General features: G+C 33.5%; 14 protein-coding genes and 1 pseudogene. 8 read left to right on the top strand and 7 right to left on the bottom strand.

Annotated elements, in window-relative coordinates; all coding sequences use genetic code 11:
- Positions 1-88 precede the first annotated feature (88 nt).
- The 8 genes and pseudogenes from ABEG11_RS19140 to ABEG11_RS18455 form a co-directional block, all read left to right on the top strand.
- Positions 89-163, top strand: a pseudogene (locus tag ABEG11_RS19140) (hypothetical protein); the annotation flags it as partial.
- A 256-nt stretch (positions 164-419) separates the two neighbouring features.
- On the top strand, positions 420-2,102 hold the full coding sequence (susR, locus tag ABEG11_RS18425; RefSeq protein WP_348825659.1) for a SusR family glycan utilization regulator: 1,683 nt from the start codon (positions 420-422) through the stop codon (positions 2,100-2,102).
- Positions 2,103-2,321: 219 nt separating this feature from the next.
- A complete protein-coding gene (locus tag ABEG11_RS18430; protein ID WP_348825660.1) occupies positions 2,322-5,345 on the top strand; it encodes a SusC/RagA family TonB-linked outer membrane protein in 3,024 nt (1,007 codons plus the stop codon).
- A 12-nt stretch (positions 5,346-5,357) separates the two neighbouring features.
- Complete coding sequence (locus tag ABEG11_RS18435; protein WP_348825661.1) at positions 5,358-6,839, top strand: RagB/SusD family nutrient uptake outer membrane protein; 1,482 nt, start codon at positions 5,358-5,360, stop codon at positions 6,837-6,839.
- 11 nt (positions 6,840-6,850) lie between these two features.
- Positions 6,851-8,308 carry a SusE domain-containing protein gene (locus ABEG11_RS18440; protein WP_348825662.1) on the top strand — a complete coding sequence of 486 codons (1,458 nt, stop codon included), beginning with the start codon at positions 6,851-6,853 and terminating at the stop codon, positions 8,306-8,308.
- 80 nt (positions 8,309-8,388) lie between these two features.
- Positions 8,389-10,152, top strand: a complete 1,764-nt coding sequence (locus tag ABEG11_RS18445; RefSeq protein ID WP_348825663.1) for an endo-dextranase — start codon at positions 8,389-8,391, stop codon at positions 10,150-10,152.
- A 51-nt stretch (positions 10,153-10,203) separates the two neighbouring features.
- Complete coding sequence (locus ABEG11_RS18450; protein ID WP_348825664.1) at positions 10,204-12,315, top strand: glycoside hydrolase family 97 protein; 2,112 nt, start codon at positions 10,204-10,206, stop codon at positions 12,313-12,315.
- A gap of 46 nt (positions 12,316-12,361) precedes the next feature.
- Positions 12,362-14,887: a glycoside hydrolase family 31 protein gene (locus tag ABEG11_RS18455; protein WP_348825665.1), complete on the top strand. Its 2,526-nt coding sequence runs from the start codon at positions 12,362-12,364 to the stop codon at positions 14,885-14,887.
- A 1,200-nt stretch (positions 14,888-16,087) separates the two neighbouring features.
- Here the strand turns inward: ABEG11_RS18455 and ABEG11_RS18460 are convergent.
- The 7 genes from ABEG11_RS18460 to ABEG11_RS18490 form a co-directional block, all read right to left on the bottom strand.
- Positions 16,088-17,335 (bottom strand): type II toxin-antitoxin system HipA family toxin, encoded by a 1,248-nt coding sequence (locus ABEG11_RS18460; RefSeq protein ID WP_348825666.1) that lies wholly within the window; start codon positions 17,333-17,335, stop codon positions 16,088-16,090.
- Between the two features lie 180 nt (positions 17,336-17,515).
- Positions 17,516-17,806, bottom strand: coding sequence for a helix-turn-helix domain-containing protein (locus tag ABEG11_RS18465; RefSeq protein ID WP_348825667.1), 291 nt, complete (start codon positions 17,804-17,806; stop codon positions 17,516-17,518).
- Between the two features lie 259 nt (positions 17,807-18,065).
- The gene (locus tag ABEG11_RS18470) at positions 18,066-18,692 is read right to left on the bottom strand and encodes a P-loop NTPase family protein (RefSeq protein WP_348825668.1); all 627 of its coding nucleotides are present in this window, start codon (positions 18,690-18,692) and stop codon (positions 18,066-18,068) included.
- A 105-nt stretch (positions 18,693-18,797) separates the two neighbouring features.
- Complete coding sequence (locus ABEG11_RS18475) at positions 18,798-19,655, bottom strand: transcriptional regulator (protein ID WP_348825669.1); 858 nt, start codon at positions 19,653-19,655, stop codon at positions 18,798-18,800.
- Positions 19,652-19,957, bottom strand: a complete 306-nt coding sequence (locus ABEG11_RS18480; RefSeq protein WP_348825670.1) for a helix-turn-helix domain-containing protein — start codon at positions 19,955-19,957, stop codon at positions 19,652-19,654. Before ABEG11_RS18480 ends, ABEG11_RS18475 begins: the two co-directional genes overlap by 4 nt.
- A gap of 280 nt (positions 19,958-20,237) precedes the next feature.
- On the bottom strand, positions 20,238-20,534 hold the full coding sequence (locus ABEG11_RS18485) for a helix-turn-helix domain-containing protein (RefSeq protein WP_348825671.1): 297 nt from the start codon (positions 20,532-20,534) through the stop codon (positions 20,238-20,240).
- A 38-nt stretch (positions 20,535-20,572) separates the two neighbouring features.
- Positions 20,573-20,764: a hypothetical protein gene (locus ABEG11_RS18490; RefSeq protein WP_348825672.1), complete on the bottom strand. Its 192-nt coding sequence runs from the start codon at positions 20,762-20,764 to the stop codon at positions 20,573-20,575.
- Between the last annotated feature and the right edge of the window lie 192 nt (positions 20,765-20,956).

Raw genomic sequence — 20,956 nt, forward strand, 5'->3', positions numbered from 1 at the left:
CATAGAAGAATTTAATAATCAAATTAATTACAAAAATGTAGCTTAACTTAATGTGTAGTTTTTATTTGCATATCCAAATGTTTCAAATCTTACTAAAGGTATTTACTTGATAGTCTTGAAAAGTAACGAATTTACTACTGAGAAAAAACTTTTAATAAAGTAAAAATTAGAACCCTTTTCTACCCCATTAACCTGTCTGTATTTGAAGTTTTATTTCAAATGCAGACAGGTCTTTTTCATATTAGGGTAAATTTCAGCTTAAAGTGAACATTCTGCAAATACACTTAGGTTATTTATAATATACATATATTTACATTTTGAGTTCATATAGAAGACATATGATTACTTACTCTTATTCACAACTCATTTTCTTATTAAAGAAACAATGCTCCTTTATTGATCTTAAATTTATACTGGCAATGATAAAATTACCACTATCAAGATATCTACACATTATAATTACTATTATAATATTAGCGCACACCTCTCTGTCTGCACAAGAAAACAAGTTAGATTCATTAATCCATATCATTGAGAATTCATCAAAATATGATCAAGTAAAGAAAGCTGAAATTGACAGCATCCGAACAATTTTAAAGAAAACTAAAAAAAGCGATTTAGTATCACTTAATCATCTAAATTCTGAAATGTTCTACCGTTTTAAAGTTTTTAAACGTGATTCGGCTTTTTATTATGGAATTCAAGCTAAAACACTGGCCCATCAGTTAAACAATAAATCGCTTATAGCAAAGGCCAGCATGAATCTGGCAGATATTTGCGTTTCATCAGGAATGTATAAAGAAGCTCTAGATTTTCTCGAACCTTCGAAAATAGACGAAAAAAATCCCAATTACGATGCACTCTATTTTGGTGTATTGGGACGTTGTTATGGAGACATGGCAGAGTACAGCAATACTCCGTATTATAATAAGCAATATTTAGACTTAGCACATAAATACCGTGAAAAAGCACTTTCCTTAACTGAAAATGGTTATTTTTTTCATTATTTTTTAGATGCATTTAATAAATCTAAAGATGGAAAATTACAGGAATCACTTTCAGATTTTAATTCTCTTTTAAAAACAACCGACCAACCACATGATAAAGCTTTAGTTCATTATATGCTTGGTGAATTATATGAACAACTTGGAGAAAATGACAAAGCAATTACACATTTTACAGAGGCCGTAATTTCAGATATTGAAACATCTACCAAAGAATCCTTAGCAATTATTAAACTTTCAGAATTACTATTTAAAAAAGGGGATCTTAAAAACGCCTCTATTCTTATAAAAAAAGCAAATGAAGATGCATCATTTTATGGTGCACAACAACGTAAAATACAAGTCGTAGCTATTTTACCATTCATAGAACAAGAAATGTTGATGATTGTTGAGAAAGAAAAACAAAGAATTTATTGGCAGTATATAATTGTGAGCTCTTTTTTAGTTCTTGCTATTGGTTTTGGGATTATTATTTATTATCAATTTAGAAAATTGAAAAAAGCAAAGAAGATTATTGTTGATGCGCATAAAAACTTAAAAAGCATTAATAAACAATTAGTAAGTGTCAATGAAAAAATAAAATCTCGAAACGCAGAAATCAAACAGGTTAATAAACAATTGTTGGAAGCCAATAAAATTAAAGAAGAATATTTAGGATTATTTTTTACACAATACGATACGATTTTCGAAAAATTTAATTCTTCAATAATGAATATTAAAAAATATATTGACGAAGAAAATTATGAAAAAGTAAAACAGAATATTTCTAATTATAATTTAAAGCGTGAAAAGGAAAAATTATTAGAAAACTTCGACACTGCATTTATAAATCTCTTTCCAAATTTTATTAATGAATTCAATTCATTGATGAAAGAGGAAAATAAAATCAAACTGAAAGAGGAACAAATTCTTACGAAAGAATTACGAATCTATGCTTTAATTCGATTAGGAATTACGCAAAATGAAATTATAGCGCAAATTTTAGGGTATTCTGTTAATTCGATTTATGCTTATAAAACTAAGATCCGCAATAATTCAGTAATAAATAAGGATGATTTTGATCAAAAATTACTCAAAAACACCACTTTAAGGCTATAAAAAACACACTTTTTTCTATATGGTGTTTATAGGTTGTTTATGTGTAAATAATTGTTTTTCAATGGTTTAATTGTTTTGTTAACTTAAAATTAACTATTTATTTCTATACACTTTTTTTGAGCAGTATTCTCTGCAGGTTATTTACGCATTTTTGTATCGGTTGTGTTCAATATTAACCCAATCGAATGCTATTTTAACTAAACTCAAAATTAATGTATTATGAAAATTAAATTATTTAATAGGTCCAAAATCGACCTGTTATTATTAGTTTTTCTTGTTATTCCTTTTATCGGGATGGCACAAGAAACTAAAATTAAAGTAACCGGGAAGGTTGTAGATGAATCAAACAAACCACTTCCTGGTGCAACAGTTTTAGTAAAGAATTCAAACCAAAGCATGAGTACGGATTTTGATGGTAAATTTAATTTTTTGCTGTCAGAAAAAGATCCAATTATTGTAGTTTCTTACCTCGGGTACAAAACGGCTGAGAGAAAGGCTAGTGGCGAGGACTTTTTAGAAATAAAACTATTACAGGAGTCAAATTCACTTAATAATGTAGTTGTAATTGGTTACGGCCAATTGAAATCAAAAGACATAACTGGTGCGATTTCAACCGTTAAACTTACTGATCTTAGTAAACAGCCTGTAGCTAATATTGGTGAAGCGATTCAAGGCAGGGCTGCCGGTGTACAAGTAATTTCTTCAGGACAGCCAGGTAGTAACCCAACTTTTAGAATCAGAGGAACTGGAACTATTGGCAATAACGATCCTTTAATTGTTGTGGACGGAATGCCTTTGACTGGAGGATTGAACCAAGTTAATATGAATGATGTGGAGAGCTTACAAGTTCTTAAAGATGCATCTTCAACAGCCATCTACGGAGCAAGAGGAGCTAATGGTGTTGTAATCATTACTACAAAGAGGGGAGTTGTCGGAAAATCAAATTTAACTTTTAACGTATCAACCGGAATTTCCGAGGCTACTGATATGCTTCATGTTTTGGATGCATCACAGTTTGCAAGCTTGCATAATGATATATTAAACAATGCCGGTTTAGCTCCAAATCCAGATTTTCAAAATCCAGCAGCTTTAGGAAAAGGAACCGACTGGGTAGATGCATTTTTTAATGCTGGCTTTCAAAGGGATTATACATTAGCGTATTCCGCTGGAAACGAAAAGACCAAAACATATACTTCTTTAAACCTATTTGACCAAAAGGGAGTTATCCTAAATACAGATTATAAGAGGTACATTTTGCAATTTAACAGCGATACTAAAATTTCGAATAATTTGAAATTTGGAAACAGTATAAAATTAAATCATGATGTGAAAAATCAAGGTGATTTTAATATTCAAACTGCATTACTTTCGTTGCCGACACAACCGATATACAGAGAAGACGGTGACTTTTCTGGTCCAATAGGACAACCTCTTTATTCAGGGGATCTAGATAATCCAATTGGTAAAGCAACTATCGTTGAAAATACCACAAGAGGGTATAATTTTCAAGGAAATTTATTTGGTGAACTTACCTTTTTTAAAGATTTCAAGTTTAAAACTTTGTTGGGAGGTGAAGCAAATTTTTGGAAAAACAGAACCTGGGTTCCTTCCTATGCGTGGGATAACAAAGTTAGTCAAAATGCATATTTATCCGAATCATCAAATCAGTCAGTTACGTTGCTTTGGGATAATACCCTGACCTATCAAAAGAGTTTTGCCAATGATATGAATTTAACTGCTGTAGTTGGTACAAGTGCACAAGAGAATAAATTTGAATACATCAGCGGATCCATTCAGAATTTTCCAAGTGAGAACACACAAACTTTAAATAATGGAATCGATCAAGCTACTTTGCATGGGAGCGGTTCAGAATGGTCAATATTTTCCTTTTTTGCCAGGGCTAATTTTGATTATAAAAACAAGTATTACGTAACGGGGACTGTTAGACGAGACGGTTCTTCGAGATTTGGTGAAGGAAATAAATACGGGACTTTTCCATCAGGTTCATTAGCTTGGAGAATTTCAAATGAAAATTTTTTCAAATCAAAAGTTATAAATGATTTGAAACTGAGACTAGGGTACGGAATTACTGGAAATCAAGAGATAGGAAACTATTCATTTTCTTCAAATTACAATACCTACTTGTATAATTTCAATAACTCATACGTAAGCGCGGCCATACCTACAGTTTTACCAAATTCGAATGTAAAATGGGAATCACAAGAACAATTTAATGCTGGATTGGATGCGAGTTTACTTGACGACCGAATCAATGTGACTTTTGATGCCTATATTAAAAATACCAATGATATGTTGGTACCTCAGTCTGTACCAGTGACATCCGGTTATTCAGATATTTATGTTCCATATATCAATGCAGGTAAAATTCAAAATAAAGGGATTGAATTGGTAATCAATACAAAAAACATATTGAAAGAAAAATTTTCGTGGACAACTGATTTTGTTCTATCAATAAACAGGAATAAAGTAATTGATTTGAATGGGGATGCACCATTAATCACAGGAGGGCTTGGATTAAATTACAATGTGTCGAGAATTCAAGAGAGCTATCCGGTTAATGTATTTTATGGATATGTACAAGATGGGATTTTTCAAAACCAAAAGGAAATAGATAATCATGCTGTACAAGTGCCAGGATCTTCATCAAGCAACAGTACTTCTCCAGGAGATATTCGATTTAAAGATTTAAATAATGACGGCTTAATTAATGATTCGGACAGAACTTTTATTGGAAATCCAAATCCAGATTTTTCAGGCTCTTTAAACAATACAGTAAACTATGGCAATTTTAGTTTTGTATTGTATTTACAAGGGGTTTATGGAAATGACCTTTTTAATGCCAACAGGCTTTACACCGAAGCAATGTCAATTACCACGAACCAATCTGCGGCTGTTGTAGACAGGTGGACGGCTCCAGGGACTAGTGACAGTATGCCAAGAGCTGTTTATGGTGATCCAAATAATAACAACAGAGCTTCATCCAGATATATTGAAGATGGATCTTACCTAAGAGTTAAAAACATAACGCTTTCATACAAAATTCCTTTAGACTCAGCTGGTAAAAAAGTTTTCGATAATGTAAAAGTGTATTTGTCAGGACAAAATTTATACACATTTACAAAGTATACCGGTTTTGATCCAGAGGTTTCAACTAATGGAATAGATAATAATGTTTATCCTTTAACAAGAACAGTTTCTCTTGGTTTAAATGTTGGATTTTAAAAATAAAGAAAAATGAAATTTATAAAGAAAATAGCTTTTGTTACTGCAATTATTGCATGTACACAATGTTCAAATGATTTTTTAGACAAGGCACCTTTGGATACAATAAATACATCCAATTACCCGACAAATGCAACGGAATTAATCACGATTGTAAATGGAGCTTATCAACCATTACAATGGCCTAAGTTGTATAATATGCGAATGTGGACCTCTGATATTATGGCAGGGAACAGTATTGTAGGTGCCGGAGGAGGATCTGATGGTATTGAAACGCAAGACATGGCAAATTTCACAACTACAACTGATAATCAAGGTGTGTTGGATATTTGGAGAGGACCATGGCCAGGAATTTTAATGGCAAATACTGTTTTGAAAGTCGCTCCAAAATTAGCTATCGATGAAAAAATCAAAAACCGATCTATGGGGGAAGCCTATTTCTTGAGAGCGCATTACTATTTTATTTTGGTGCGATTCTTTGGCGATGTGCCTTTGATTACTGAACCAGGTAGCTCGGATACAGATTTATATCCATCGAGGGTTTCTAAAGATTTAGTATATAAACAAATTATAGCCGATTTGGAAAAGGCTATTGAATTGTTACCAAATAAAAGTGAATATTCAGGAAGTGATATTGGTAGAGCCAACAAAGGAGCTGCAAGTGGAGAATTGGCAGAGGTTTTTCTAACGTTGGGGAATAATTGGCAAAAAGTAGTAGATCTAACAACTAAGGTAGAAAGCCTTGGGTTTAGATTAAATTTGAACTATGCTGACAATTTTAATCCTAGTGCAGAAAACTCTGTCGAGTCTCTTTTTGAAGTGCAATATGCAAGTGATGGAGGTTATAGCTTTTGGAGTAATGAAAATCAAGCTTCATGGACGAGTCCATTTATGGGGCCTAGAGGTGCAAATTTTGTAGGTGGCGGATATGGATGGAACCAGCCAACACAAGAGTTTATAGATAATTATGAAGCAGGGGATAAGCGAAAAGATATAACTGTTTTGTATGAAGGAGCCCCACAATTTGATGGAAAATCTTATCAGGCTTCCTATTCAGCTACCGGTTATAATGTGAGAAAGTTTTTAATTCCATTGAGTGTTTCGGCTTCCTATGACAATAGTCCTATGAATTTTCCAATATTGCGATTTTCAAGTATTCTTTTAATGAAAGCTGAGGCGTTAAATGAATTGGGTCAAACTTCGCAGGCTGAAATTCCATTAAATAAAGTTAGAAACCGAGCCGGACTTCCAAATGTTGCTTCTGGTTTAAGCAAAGATCAATTTAGAGAAGTTGTTTTACATGAAAGAAGAATCGAATTGGCTTTTGAAGGACAAAGATGGTTTGACTTAATACGCGTAAATAGTGGACAATATGGGCTTAATTTCCTTCATTCAATTGGAAAAACAAATGCGACTCAAAAACATTTACTATTTCCAATTCCACAGATTGAAAGAGATAGAAACCCGAATTTAACCCAGAACCCAGGATACTAAAAGATAATATTATGAAAAAAAATATTTTTATAAAAACAGTTTATGTACTTAGTGCTTTTCTCATAGCACTATTAAATACATCTTGTGAAGATACATTATCCGACCCAATAGTTGAATATAACAATGAATTAAAACTGACAGTTTCAAACTCGGATTTAGTGCTTCAAGAGTCAAAACAAAATGAGAAATTGACTTTCAATTGGACTACGGGAACAAATAAAGGTACAAGTGCTTCGATAAGTTATAAATTGCAAATTGATAAAGCAAACAATAATTTTGCAAATGCGCTTGAATATGATTTAGGTGTCAATGTTTTTTCACAGTCGCTGACCGTTAAGAATTTAAATTTTATTTTACTAAATACTTTTGGACTAACGCCGGGTGAATCTCAAAATTTTGAGGCTAAAATTATTGCAACGGTAGCAGGTTTAGAAGCTGAACCACAAGTTTCAATAATTCCTTTTTCGTTAACATCTTATAAACCTGTTTCTACAACGTTATTTATGGTTGGAGACGCTACACCAGCAGGGTGGAATATCACAAATGCAATCGAAATGACTGCTTCAACAACGGCTCCGGGAACATTTGTTTATCAAGGGTCATTAACCGTTGGAGCTTTTAAACTACCTGTAAATAATGATGGTTGCTGGTGTCAGGACTTTTATACTAAAAATGCAACCGATGCTGCAAAAATAGTCTACAACCAAAATGGAAGCGGAGATGATTTGCAATGGCAGATTACACAATCAGGACAATATAAAGTAACGGTAGATTTATTGAATCTAACCATTAGTATTGAGCGTTTATCAGCTCCGCCATTTTCTCAAATTTGGATTGTGGGAGATGCTTCGCCAAGCGGCTGGAATATAAATACTCCTCAGGCGTTTACCCAAAGTGCCATTAATCCATTTATATTCACTTATGAAGCCCAATTTACGGCTGGGAGTTTTAAGATTCTAGCAGGTTCTACCGGAAACTGGTGTGGAGAATGGTATCGTCCTTTAACAGATGGACAGCCTTTATCAGCTACGTCGGTTGCACAAAGTTCAGGTTGCGACCCGGATAACAAATGGACGATTTCATCTTCGGATGCGGGCAGATATAAAATCACCTTAAATACCTCTAACAATACCATCAGTATTCAAAAGGTGAATTTATATATTATTGGTGATGGAGGGCCTAATGGATGGAATATAGCAAGTCCTTCTCCTATGACGTATTCAAATGGGGTCTATACATTTAGTGGCCAGTTAAATACAGGGGAATTCAAAATCTCAAAATTTAAAGGGGATTGGTGTGATGGTGATTGGATAAATCCAGCTACAGCCAACCAATCTATATCAGATGGTAATTACATTATTACCAATGGTTGTAATGGTCCAGATAATAAATGGAAAGTACAGTCTGCAAATGTAGGAACACATACCATCTCAATAAATCTAGATACAAATACTATGACGATCAATTAATTTGAGAAATCAATAGTTTCTATTTTAACAGTGCCATGTAAAGCTATGGCACTGTTGTTATTAATTCAAAATTTTATATTATGAAATTATCACAATTCAACACATTACAATACTTATTTATTGTATTGTTTTTTTTAAGCTGTTCCCCAAAGGAAGATGGTGATTCAGGTACTGCTGTGCTTGATGATTCAGGTATATCTTCAGAAATCATAATCAAAACTGATAAGGCAAAATATGCACCGCAGGAAGTTGTTTCTTTTACTACAGATAAAGTTTTATCAGGTTACACGGTAAGATATAAATACCTTAATAAAATAATAAAAGAAGAGCCAATGAACAGCAAAACATGGTCTTGGACTCCACCCGCGAACGATTATAAAGGTTATTTAGTTGATGTCTATAAAATAACTAATGGGGAAGAAATTATAGCAGGAACGGTAGCTATTGATGTTTCCTCAGATTGGGCTAAATTTCCAAGATATGGTTTTTTAAGTGAATTCAATACTTTAAGCGAAGCTCAGATTAACGCAAATATAGATTTGCTGAAAGATTTTCATATCAATGCAATCCAGTTTTACGATTGGCAAAATAAGCATCATGCTCCATTGAAAATGAACGGAAGTCTTCCAGCAAATTCATGGGTTGATATTGCTAACAGAAGTATTTCTTTTAATACCGTTAAAAGCTATATCGATAAAGGGCATAATAAAAATATTGCTTCCATGTTTTATAATCTTTTGTATGGAGCGTGGAACGATTATGCCACAGACGGAGTTTCTCCTGAATGGCTTATTTATAACAATAACAGCCATACCGATATAAATAAGCATCCTCTATCAGGTTGGTTAAGTGATATCTATGTGACCAATCCGGGAAATACAAACTGGCAGAACTATATTTTTGATAAAACCACATTAGTTTATAATAACTTAAACTTTGACGGTTGGCATTTGGATCAATTAGGCGATAGAGGAACAGTATATGATTATAATGGGAATACGGTTCAAATCAATCAAACCTTCACTCCATTTCTTCAAAATTTAAAATCAAAATTCCCTAACAAAAAAATGATTTTAAATGCTGTTAACCAATATGGTCAGTCTAATATTTTAAGCGCCGGTGTAGATGTTGCTTATACTGAAGTTTGGAGTCCGAACAATAGCTACAAAAGTTTAGCAGATATTATCCAATACAATAATTCTCTAACGAACAACCAAGTGAATACGATTTTAGCCGCTTATATGGATTATGACAAAGCGAATTCAGCAGGTTTTTTTAATACCCCGGGAGTATTGTTTACTGATGCGGTAATTTTTGCTTTTGGAGGATCTCATTTGGAACTGGGTGAACATATGTTAGCGAAGGAATATTTCCCAAATAATAACTTACAAATGAGTGGTGAATTAAAAAAGCGTCTTCAAAATTATTATGATTTTATGGTGGCTTATGAAAATATCTTAAGAGAAGGAGGAACGTTTAATTCACCGGAAATTAATTCTGGCGATGGACAACTCAATTTAAAAAGTTGGCCTCCAGTTGCTTCGACTGTTTCTGTAATTGGTAAAACTTTGGCTAACAAACAAATTCTCCATTTAATTAATTTTTCCAATACCTCAAATTTAAATTGGCGTGATAGTAACGGAGAACAAACTGCACCAACAGTCAAAAAGAATTTTACTTTAAGTTTGGCTAATACCAACACAGTGTCTAAAGTTTGGTATGCTTCTCCTGACCTGGATGGTGGTGTTTCAAAAGAACTTACTTTTTCTCAGGTAGGAAGTAACCTTGTATTTAAGGTTCCATCTATGCAGTATTGGGGAATGATAGTAGTCGAATATCAATAATCCAAACATATAGTAGACTTTTCTATTATTCTAATCACTCATCAATACAAAATGAAAAAGACTTTTTTTATAGTTTTAGTAGCTGTGTTATTCTTTAAAACAGCTATTGCCCAAGAATTAAAATCTCCCAATAATAAATTGCAAATGACATTTTCTTTGCAAAGTGACGGTACACCAATTTACAGTTTAAATTACAAAGATAAAGTAGTTGTAAAGCCTAGCAAATTAGGGTTTTATCTTAAAGACGATGCTAAATCTTTACTCAATGATTTTACACTGATTGATACAAAAACAACTGTTTTTGATGAAACCTGGCAACCGGTATGGGGAGAAACCAAAAACATCAGAAATAATTACAATGAATTGGCGGTAACTTTAAGTCAAAAAGGAACCGATAGACAAATGATAATTCGTTTCCGTTTGTTTAATGACGGACTAGGTTTTCGTTATGAATTTCCTCAGCAAAAAAATCTGGTTTATTTCACAATAAAGGAGGAACGTACACAATTCGCAATGGCGGGAGATCATACCGCTTATTGGATTCCGGGCGATTATGATACACAGGAATACAACTACACCACTTCAAAACTTTCCGAAATAAAAGGGTTAATGGAAAAAGCCAATACAAAAGGAAATGTTTCTCAAACTTCGTTTTCTCCAACCGGAGTACAAACTTCTTTGATGATGAAAAGTGCCGATGGATTATATATCAACTTGCATGAAGCTGCCTTAATCAATTATTCCTGCATGCATCTTAACCTGGATGACAAGAATTTAACTTTTGAATCCTGGTTAACTCCGGATTCACACGGTGATAAAGGCAAGATGCAAGCGCCTTGTAATACACCGTGGAGAACTATTATAGTAAGTGATGATGCACGTGATATTCTAGCTTGTAAAATGACTTATAATCTAAATGAACCGAGTAAAATTGCAGAAACTTCATGGATTAAACCAATAAAGTATGTAGGTGTCTGGTGGGAAATGATTTCAGGTAAAAGCAGTTGGTCTTACACCGATGAATTTCCTGCGGTACAATTAGGCGTTACCGATTTTGCAAAAGCGAAACCCAATGGTAAACATGGCGCCACTACTGCTAATGTCAAAAGGTATATCGATTTTGCTGCGAAAAACGGATTCGATGCGGTTTTGGTTGAGGGCTGGAATACGGGGTGGGAAGATTGGTTTGGTCATTCTAAGGATTATGTATTTGATTTTATGACGCCTTATCCAGACTTTGACCTGAAAGGCCTAAATGAATATGCTCATTCCAAAGGAATAAAACTTATTATGCATCATGAAACTTCGGGGTCTATCCGTAATTATGAGCGCCACATGGATGATGCTTACAAGTTGATGAAGCAATATGGATATGATGCTGTAAAAAGCGGATATGTAGGTAATATACTTCCGATTGGTGAAACGCATTACAGTCAATGGACAAATAATCATTATCAATATGCCATCGAAAAAGCAGCCGATTATCAAATTATGGTCAATGCTCATGAAGCGGTACGTCCAACGGGAATTGCACGTACATATCCGAACCTTATCGGGAATGAATCTGCCCGTGGTACCGAATATCAGGCTTTTGGAGGTGATCGAAATAATCCAAATCACGTTACAATATTGCCTTTCACAAGATTAATAGGAGGGCCAATGGATTATACTCCTGGAATTTTTCAGATGGATGTTACCAATGGTTCACATGTAAACGCTACAATTGCAAATCAACTAGCACTTTATGTTACCATGTACAGCCCATTACAGATGGCGGCAGATTTCCCTGAAAATTATGAGCGTTTTGCAGATGCATTTCAATTTATTAAGGATGTTGCAGTAGATTGGGATGATAGTAAGTATCTTGAAGCAGAACCAGGACAATATATTACAGTTGCTAGAAAGGCCAAAGGAACTAATAATTGGTTTTTAGGAAATGTAAATGGAGAAACACCACGTACTTCAAACATTGATTTCAGTTTCCTTGAGAAAGGTAAAAAATACACAGCTACTATTTATGCTGATGCCAAGGAGGCACATTATAAAACGAATCCACAGGTCTATAACATCCGTAAGATAACGGTAAACAATAAATCAAAATTATCACAACTTTCTGTGCCTGGCGGTGGTTATGCTATCAGTATTATTGAAATTAAAAAATAATTTTCATTTCAACAATAAACACATCCAAATATAAGCATTTTGAATTATGAAAAAAACATCAATTTATTTACTCCAGATAATCTTATTTATTCAGGTTACTCTCAACGCACAAAATTCTGAAAAAGGAAGTCAAACTCTTGGCAATTGTTCCTCTTATGTAACAAATAATAATCAAGTGATTTTTAATTGTGAGAACAATGCAAAGGTACTTTTGCAATTTTGTAGTGGTCAGGTGCTAAAAGTATGGATTTCTGCTGATGGAACTTTTAAGCGGACTAATGAATCGTTTGCGGTCATCAATGAAAATCTTGGTTGGTCAGGCAACGTTAATGTAAATGAAGAAACTTCAGCCTATGAGATTTTTACGGAACAACTGAGGATACGAATCAATAAAAATCCTTTTAAATTGCAGGTTTATGATAAATATCAAAAGTTGTTATTTAATGATTACAATGAAAAGGGATATGTAAAAAACAACAAGCATATTGCGAGTTACAAAACATTAAAATCAGATGAGCAATTTTTTGGCTTGGGAGAAAAGGCTGGTACCCTTAACCGTCGCGGAAAGAGTTATAAAATGTGGAATAGTGATCAGCCTTGTTATGGTGTAAATGAAGACCCTCTTTATAAAAGTATACCGTTTTTTATGAGTACCAATCATTATGGGATTTTCTTTGATAATACTTATAAAACAGAGTTTAAATTTGGAAGTGAAAGTAATGACTATTATTCGTTTGAGGCTCCAAATGGTGAAATGGTCTACTATTTCATGTATGGGAATGATTATAAAGAGATCATTAAAAATTATATAGATCTTACCGGAAAACCAATTATGCCACCAAAATGGGCTTTAGGCTTTTCGCAATGCCGAGGAAATTATACCGCAGAAAATCAGGCCAAGGAAATTGCTTCAGAATTCAGAAAAAGGAAAATACCGTGCGATATTATTTATCAGGATATCGGTTGGGTTGAAGGACTTCAGGATTTTGACTGGAAAAAAAGCAACTATCAAAATCCTAAAGAGATGGTAAAAAAAATGGGAGACCAAGGATTTAAAATGATTATTTCTCAGGATCCTGTTATTTCGCAAGCAAATAAAAAACAGTGGGAAGAGGCTAATTCTAATAGCTACTTTACTATTGATTCTCGCACGGGTAAAAGTTATGATATGCCATGGCCTTGGGGTGGAAATTGTGGCGTAGTTGATTTTACCAAACCAGAAGTAGCCGATTGGTGGGGTAGTTATCAACAAAAGCCATTAGATGATGGAGTACGAGGCTTTTGGACTGATATGGGAGAGCCAGCTTGGAGTAATGAAGATGCAACCGACAGACTAAATATGAAACATCATTTAGGAATGCACGATGAGATTCATAATGTGTATGGTTTTACTTGGGACAAAGCAGTAACCGAACAATTTTACAAGCACAATCCTAATAAGCGTATATTCCAAATGACAAGAGCCGCTTATGCGGGATTGCAACGATATACGTTTGGTTGGTCTGGTGATTCAGGAAATGGCAATAATGTGCTGGAAGGATGGAATCAATTTGCAAATCAAATACCAGTTGGATTATCAGCAGGTTTAGGGATTATTCCTTTTTGGACTTCGGATATTTCGGGTTATTGTGGTGATATTAAAGATTATGATGCCATGTCGGAATTATATGTACGCTGGATGCAATTTGGTATTTTTAATCCGCTAAGTAGGGCACATCACGAAGGAGGAAATGCTGTTGAGCCTTGGGTTTTTGGAACAGAAGTTGAGAATATTACTCGAAGCGCGATAGAATTAAAATATCAATTGTTTCCGTATATCTACACCTATGCACGAGTAGCTCATGATACAGGAATGCCACTGATGCGGGCATTATTTCTTGAATTCCCTAATGAAATCGAAACATTTGAATTGAACGGGCAGTTTCTTTTCGGTAGAGAATTATTAGTAGCTCCAGTTGTCGAAAAGGGAGCTGTAACAAAAAAGGTTTATTTTCCTGAAGGAGAGTGGATTAATTATAATAATAACAAAAATATTTATAAAGGGAATCAATGGGTAACGGTAGATGCTCCTTTAAATGCCATTCCAATATTTGTCAAAAAAGGTTCTATAATACCAACTATGCCCGTGATGCAATATATACATGAAAAGCCAATTTATCCAGTTAGTTTTGACGTTTATCCGGATAAAGTCGGTAAAGAATCTTCCTTTGTTTTATATGAAGATGATGGCGAAAGCAGAGACTATGAAAAGGATGTGTTTTGCAAAACAAAAATCACTGCTTTAGCCAACTCATCAGGCTATGAAATTCATATAAATGCTAGAGAAGATAATGGATACAAGCCATTGGGAACCAGAAATTACATTGTAAAATTACATTGTGATGGTAAACCTAAAAATATATTGGTAAATACTTCAAAAATTAAAAAAGAGCAAATTGAAAAATTAAATGAAAAAGCGCTAGCAGATTATGAAAATATATCCTATAGCTGGGATGACAAACAAGGAATTGTTTATGTAAAATTACCCGATACCGGACAGGATTATCAGATCGCAATTAATTCTTCTAAATAAAGTGAGTTCGACATAAGAGTATTGAAAAAGGATTAATTGTTTTGTGTTTGCAAAATTGTTTTTGGTAATGTATCAGATGTGTGGTTGGTTAATATGAGATTTTGTATTTCTAACGTGTTGAAAAAGAATAATTATTGAAAATAAATTAAAAAAGGATGGGCGGTATTACTCATCCTTTTTGATCAATACCTTTCTGAAATAATGCAGAAGTTTAATCACAATATACTGCCCTCAAAAAGTTAAACAGTTTGGGGGTATTTTTATTAGTGAAATTAATAGTAAAGATTTGGACTGTCATGAAGAAGCAAAACAATTATAACGGAACGGTGGTATACTGTTATTTATCTAAAAACCAAAAATCTCTTACAGAGAAGGATTATTGGGTGGTTTATGTTTTGCATTATCTGTTTCCGTCAGAGGCTGGATCTAATAAATCATTTTTCTTTGTTCAAGAAAGAAATAGTTAAATCGAGGATTTTAATACAATTCTTGCGGTTTAAAAATGTTTGCAAATTATCAATCCAAATTTGTGTTCTCTTTATCAACTTGAAATAATAATTAAATTCAGTTTCAGTAGCTTTTTCACCACCAATTATAAGCCAAGATTTCAGCTATTTCATTTCTTAAAAAGTATTTGAGAACTCAAGACTTATAATATCTAAAGAAAAGTTAGAAGTAATAATTAAAGATTTTGGAAGTGAAGATATGACAATCGATTATCTAATTATCAAAGATATAATTGAACAAGGTACTGATGAAAATATATTTTATTGGAAAAAAAATAATGAGCATACGAGACATTGCAAGCATCTAGTTATGTCAATTTTATCTTTAGGAATTTCTATTTCTTTACCCTCTCCTTCTTTATAGTAACCAACTCTCCAAATAAAGGTTCTAACAACTTCGGGTACTGCTATTTCATTATTAATTATTCTTATCCACTGAATATCTTGGAAATCTTCAAAAGTTAATTTTGTTAGATTGTTTTCATTGTATTCTTTAATGCAATCCAAGAAGCTTTGTTTACTTCGATTAATAAAATCAAGTTCTAATATTATTTTAGATATTAATAAAGATAAATTATATTTAAGGTTTTCGGATTTAATTTTCGGATCACTATATTCACTATAACTGTTATTTTTTGCTAAATATTTTAATTTTTCACTTAATGCTTTTATATTTTCTATCAGAGGTTAATTTTTAAAAATTAAATGCTTTGTTCATTAACTCCTGCTCACTTCTTGAAATCCCTATTTCTTTGGCAATCGTTTTCCAGTTGCTTGTTGCCTTCAGCACTTCTTTTATAATATCTTCCATTTGTTGTTTGTTTAAACGGAAATATTCACCAACGCTTTTTGCTAATTCAAAATCAAGTTCATTGTTATTAGTGTCTATGTTAAGCGCTAAACCATCTTTGTCAATAGATGGATTAAGATCATATGCCGGTGAGAGTATCCAACCTTCTTTTGTTAATATGAAGCCATGATTTCTTAAATGATCGTCTGTATTCGAAATAGCAATATTGAAGATTATTCTGCGCCATAACTGATGTAAATTGGCTTCTATGTTTGTACCGTAATTGCTAATAAACTCGGCAATGTCCAGATAGCTAGCGTGATTGTCACGAATTGTATCTTCATTATTTGCTGTCATTGTCATTGCAGAAGCAAAATGTATTCTTTCTCCGTTTTCCCGGTCAAAACGTTTTGTAAAAAAAGTGTGGTAGTTACCCATTATTTTTTCTATTCGGCATGGTGCCATTTCTATTCCAGCATTTATTGCCAATTGGTAGGCGAGGAATTCCCAAGCCGCTTTATCGGTCGTATCTGTTTTAGACGGGAATTTGGCAATCCAAAGACTTTTGTCGGCATCTAAGATATTAGCTTTGGGTCTTGCTCCCCCTAATGAGGAACCGGGTGCCATTAAAACGGATAACCATTTTTTTACCTCATCATTATCTTCGTCCTTTTCAAAATTAGCAGCTGCGTTTTGCAACTCACGAATGGACGACCATGGTGGAGTAGAGGCGGTTTTATTGTTATCCAGAAAATCTCCTTCAGGATCTGTTTTAAAACGTAATGCTCCCATACGACTTTCATCGTACACCCCTAAAAGGAAATCAATATCATAGAGCGTTTTAGGTTTTTCATTATTTTCTCTTGCTAACTGGGCTTCTCTTCGTTTCATTAATGTACGTCCCCAAGTGTCGGGCATACTGTCCAGGAATATACCAAAGTTTTCTTTTTGGTTTGGGTATTGCGGACCGCCATATAATTGAATATCCGGGTCAAGTATGAATTTTTGTTCTGATTTAAGCCAGTCTTTATCATATTCAAAGCTGAATGCTTTTTTACCTTTGGCTTGTTGTGCCGATAGAATGCCAATGATTTTTGGTTCTTGTATGCCTTTCCAGTGGGCATATACATATATTTCGGTTTTTAAAGACATTTTATATTTTTTTGTTGAGATTATACCTGACTGCCACTGGCAGTCCTCCTCTTAATATCAAATCTTTCCAATGTGCGTAAACGTATATGTTAGTTTTTTTGGAAGACATTTGGATTGTTTGGATGTATGATTATTAATGAGGTTGCTTTGCTTCGTTCCTCGCAACTCCTCGCAATGACATTATTTTAGTAGATCGAGATCCTGGAGTTTTCTTCCCAGTTCATCATCTGCAGCGAGTTTAAGAAAATCATCCTGAAGTCCTAATACTCTTAGTACATTAAAATAGGCACCAATAGCAACACCTGGATTACCTTTTTCTATTAGATATAAGGTAGTCCTAACAATGTCTGCTCTTTCTGCTACCTGAACAGCAGTAAGCTTTCTTCTTTTCCTGGCTAGCTTTATGTTTTCTCCCATCTGTTCTAATGTCATCTGGTGCTTAGGAAAAATAGTTTGTTTTTTTCTGTTCATCTTATTAAATGTTCATTATTATGAACAAAAATAATGTTTATGTTCATAATAACAAACATTTTGTATATTTTATTCTTTAGCAGCTATTACTGTATCATCTTTATAACTACTAATAGTAATTACTATTTTAAGTGTTTTTTTCTATCTAAATGCGATTAAGTTTCGGCAGTAGTTAGAGTTTACTGCCAAAACTTAATTTTATTTTCTCTTATCCTCAATTCCTTTTTCAAAACAATCAAATTAATCATTTACTCACGCTTTATTTTCGTTTGTCTGTCGAACTTCTATCATAGGCTACCAAATTGCATAATTCTCTCAATCTGCTCCTTACACGATTCCCATATGCATTCTCAATTTCACTTGCTGAAAGGTTGGTAGTAATATGTGTTTGGATTTTTTTGGTTGTGAAAATGTCGTAGCGACTTAATAGAATTTCTGCCATTACGTTGCATTCGTTTCCGTAGTATTTTAAGTTGTTTTCTATGCCTAAATCGTCAAAACATATTGTTTTGGACTCAGATTCGTATAGTTTGCCCTTGCTGTATTTGTGAATGATTTGGTAGCCATCCTGAATAAATTCAAAACTGATATCCCGACAGGGTTTTAAGATGAATTTATGTTCAGTAGGAGTGAGGTGTTTCATTAAATTCATTAACGATGTTTTTCCACATCCAACTGGGCCAGAAAGCAGAATTCCTTTATTCAGATTGATATTGTACTGATAACATGTTGTTTCATCTTTTAAAAAATAAGCAATTAGTTTGTAAATTATTGGATAATCGCTTTCAAGTATTTTGAAATGGCTTCCGTATAATTCAATGCCTTTTCTTTCTAGCCAAAGGATTACTTCCTGATAGTTGTAATGGGATTTTATTTCGTTTTCCATGGTTTAGAATTTAACCGCAAAGGGCGCAAAGGTTGGACGCAAGGTTCGCAAAGTTTACCTCTCCCTAAATCCCTCTCCAAAGGAGAGGGACTTTGAGCACATTTGTTATAGTGGTTCTGAATAATCTTTGTCTTTTCCTGTGTTGAGGTGCTTTGCCCGATTCAGCGGTGTAGCCTCGGTGTAGTGATTGAAATTTATGCTATTCAACATCCAATTTTGTGCTGCAGCTTGCCAATCTACCATCGGGGTTTTGCCACCAACTAACCAACCATTGCTCGCGAAGTAATTATAAAACTTAATGGCTTCGAGTTCCGGAAAATGTTCTTCGAGAAAATAGGATTTGACTTCTTCAATTTTTGGATTGATAAAATCTTCTTTCTTTTTTTCGCGCAACTTTTTTTCTTTCTCTGCGCCATCTTGGTTTTTAAAAATGGAATTGTCAATTTCGGAATTTTGAGGTTGCTTATCCAAGTTTACAATCTTTAAATCGTTTGAAATGTTTGGTATGTTTGTATTGTTTATATAAGATACCAGAGCTTGTTCAGTACCTGACTCATTACTTGTGTCAGTACCAGTATAAGACTTGTTTACTACTTGTTCACTGACTAGTTCAGAAACAGGTTCATTTTTTGGTATTGTGATTTTTTCGCTTTTAGGAATTGGTTTTAGATCATCTGAAAAATTGAATAGGTAAACGTGGCTTCCCCTGAATGGATTGTATGATGGTTCATAATTGATATAGCCTAACGTATGCAAGTTTTTAAGGCATTTATGATAAGTCGCTTTGGAACTGATTTTACTTATCCGCATTACCTCATCACGAGAAATACTTATTGGATTTCTGAACCGATTGCAATTCCAAAATTGGAACAATGACATATACATACTTACATGTGTTGGATTGAGTGTTTTATCGATTGCCACTTTTTCGAAAAATCCTGTTAGATGTTTTATGTAATTCATCGCACCAGCCATTTTGGATTGAATAAGGTAACGGTTGCATCCACCTTATTTTCTTCTAGCATTTTCATTAAATCACTATGTGCGTAATAAATTGTTCCACCAATTTTAGTGTAGGATAATGTTCCATTGATTCGGAGGTTTTGGAGTGTTCCAGGTGAGATGTTAAGAAGCTTGCGTACTTCTGTAGATTTTAACCATTTTTTGGACTGCTCATTTTCGCCTGTAATTATATTACGGATGTTTTCTAAAAGTGTTTTTCCGAATTCGTTTAGGTCTTCTTTTGTAAGGATTTCGATTGCCATAACTAGTGTTTTTAATTTGTTATGGTACAAAAATGTTGGTTTTGGCTGTTTTTATATCACAAGCCGTTCACAAGTTGTGAAAGAAAAAGTTTGAATTTCCTTTTAAATTATCAATAATTAATGATTTTTAATAAAGCAGGCAATTGGTTTTTATTCAGTATTATCTTTTAGCTTAATTGATTTTATTTTTATCGGTGTCCGCAACATCTTCGATTTGTCTTGAAATAAAAAATCACTGCCAGAAAATTAAAAGCTTAAAATCAGTTTAGAAATATTGCTGTTAAGTAATCGCGGATACTGATTTGTTCAATTCCTTAATGAAATAGGTCGGGGATATGCCAGTGCGGTTATTGAATGCCCTTGTGAAGTTTTGAGTGGAACCAAAACCAGCTTCATCTCCTAGTGCTTTGTTTGTGTAATTGCGGTATTTGTTTTCGTTTTTGAGTAATTCTATAATATGGTCAATCTTTAAATGGTGTATGTAGTCAACTGTTCCCTTATTTCGATAACGTGCTATAATTTTTGAAGCATATTTCATATTAGTGTTTAATAATGAAGCCATTTTGGCTAAAGTCATGTCTTTTTCAAGATATTTTTTATTCCGCTCAAATTTTTCTAATTTTTTAGAATTGTGGCAACTAGGTCAGGATTGATATCGAGTTCAGTTTCGGTTCCTGTTTCGGTTTCTTCACTGCTATTGTCTGAAACCAATGATTGAATGATTTCAGGTTTGCGATTCATCAATTCTTCAAATAGTCTTTTATTTTTATAGTGCCTGTGTACCAACACCATTATAATTATTGTCATTATAGTGATTATAATGAATACTACAATTGTCCAATTTTGTTCAATATTTCGTTGAATCTGCAGTAATTTTTTTGTGTCGTATTCTTTGTGTATTTTCTTAGAAAGGTATTTGAAATCTGGATATGCAAATAAAAACTACACATTAAGTTAAGCTACATTTTTGTAATTAATTTGATTATTAAATTCTTCTAT

This window comes from Flavobacterium aestuarii (assembly GCF_040049115.1).
In the GTDB taxonomy this organism is placed as follows: domain Bacteria; phylum Bacteroidota; class Bacteroidia; order Flavobacteriales; family Flavobacteriaceae; genus Flavobacterium; species Flavobacterium aestuarii.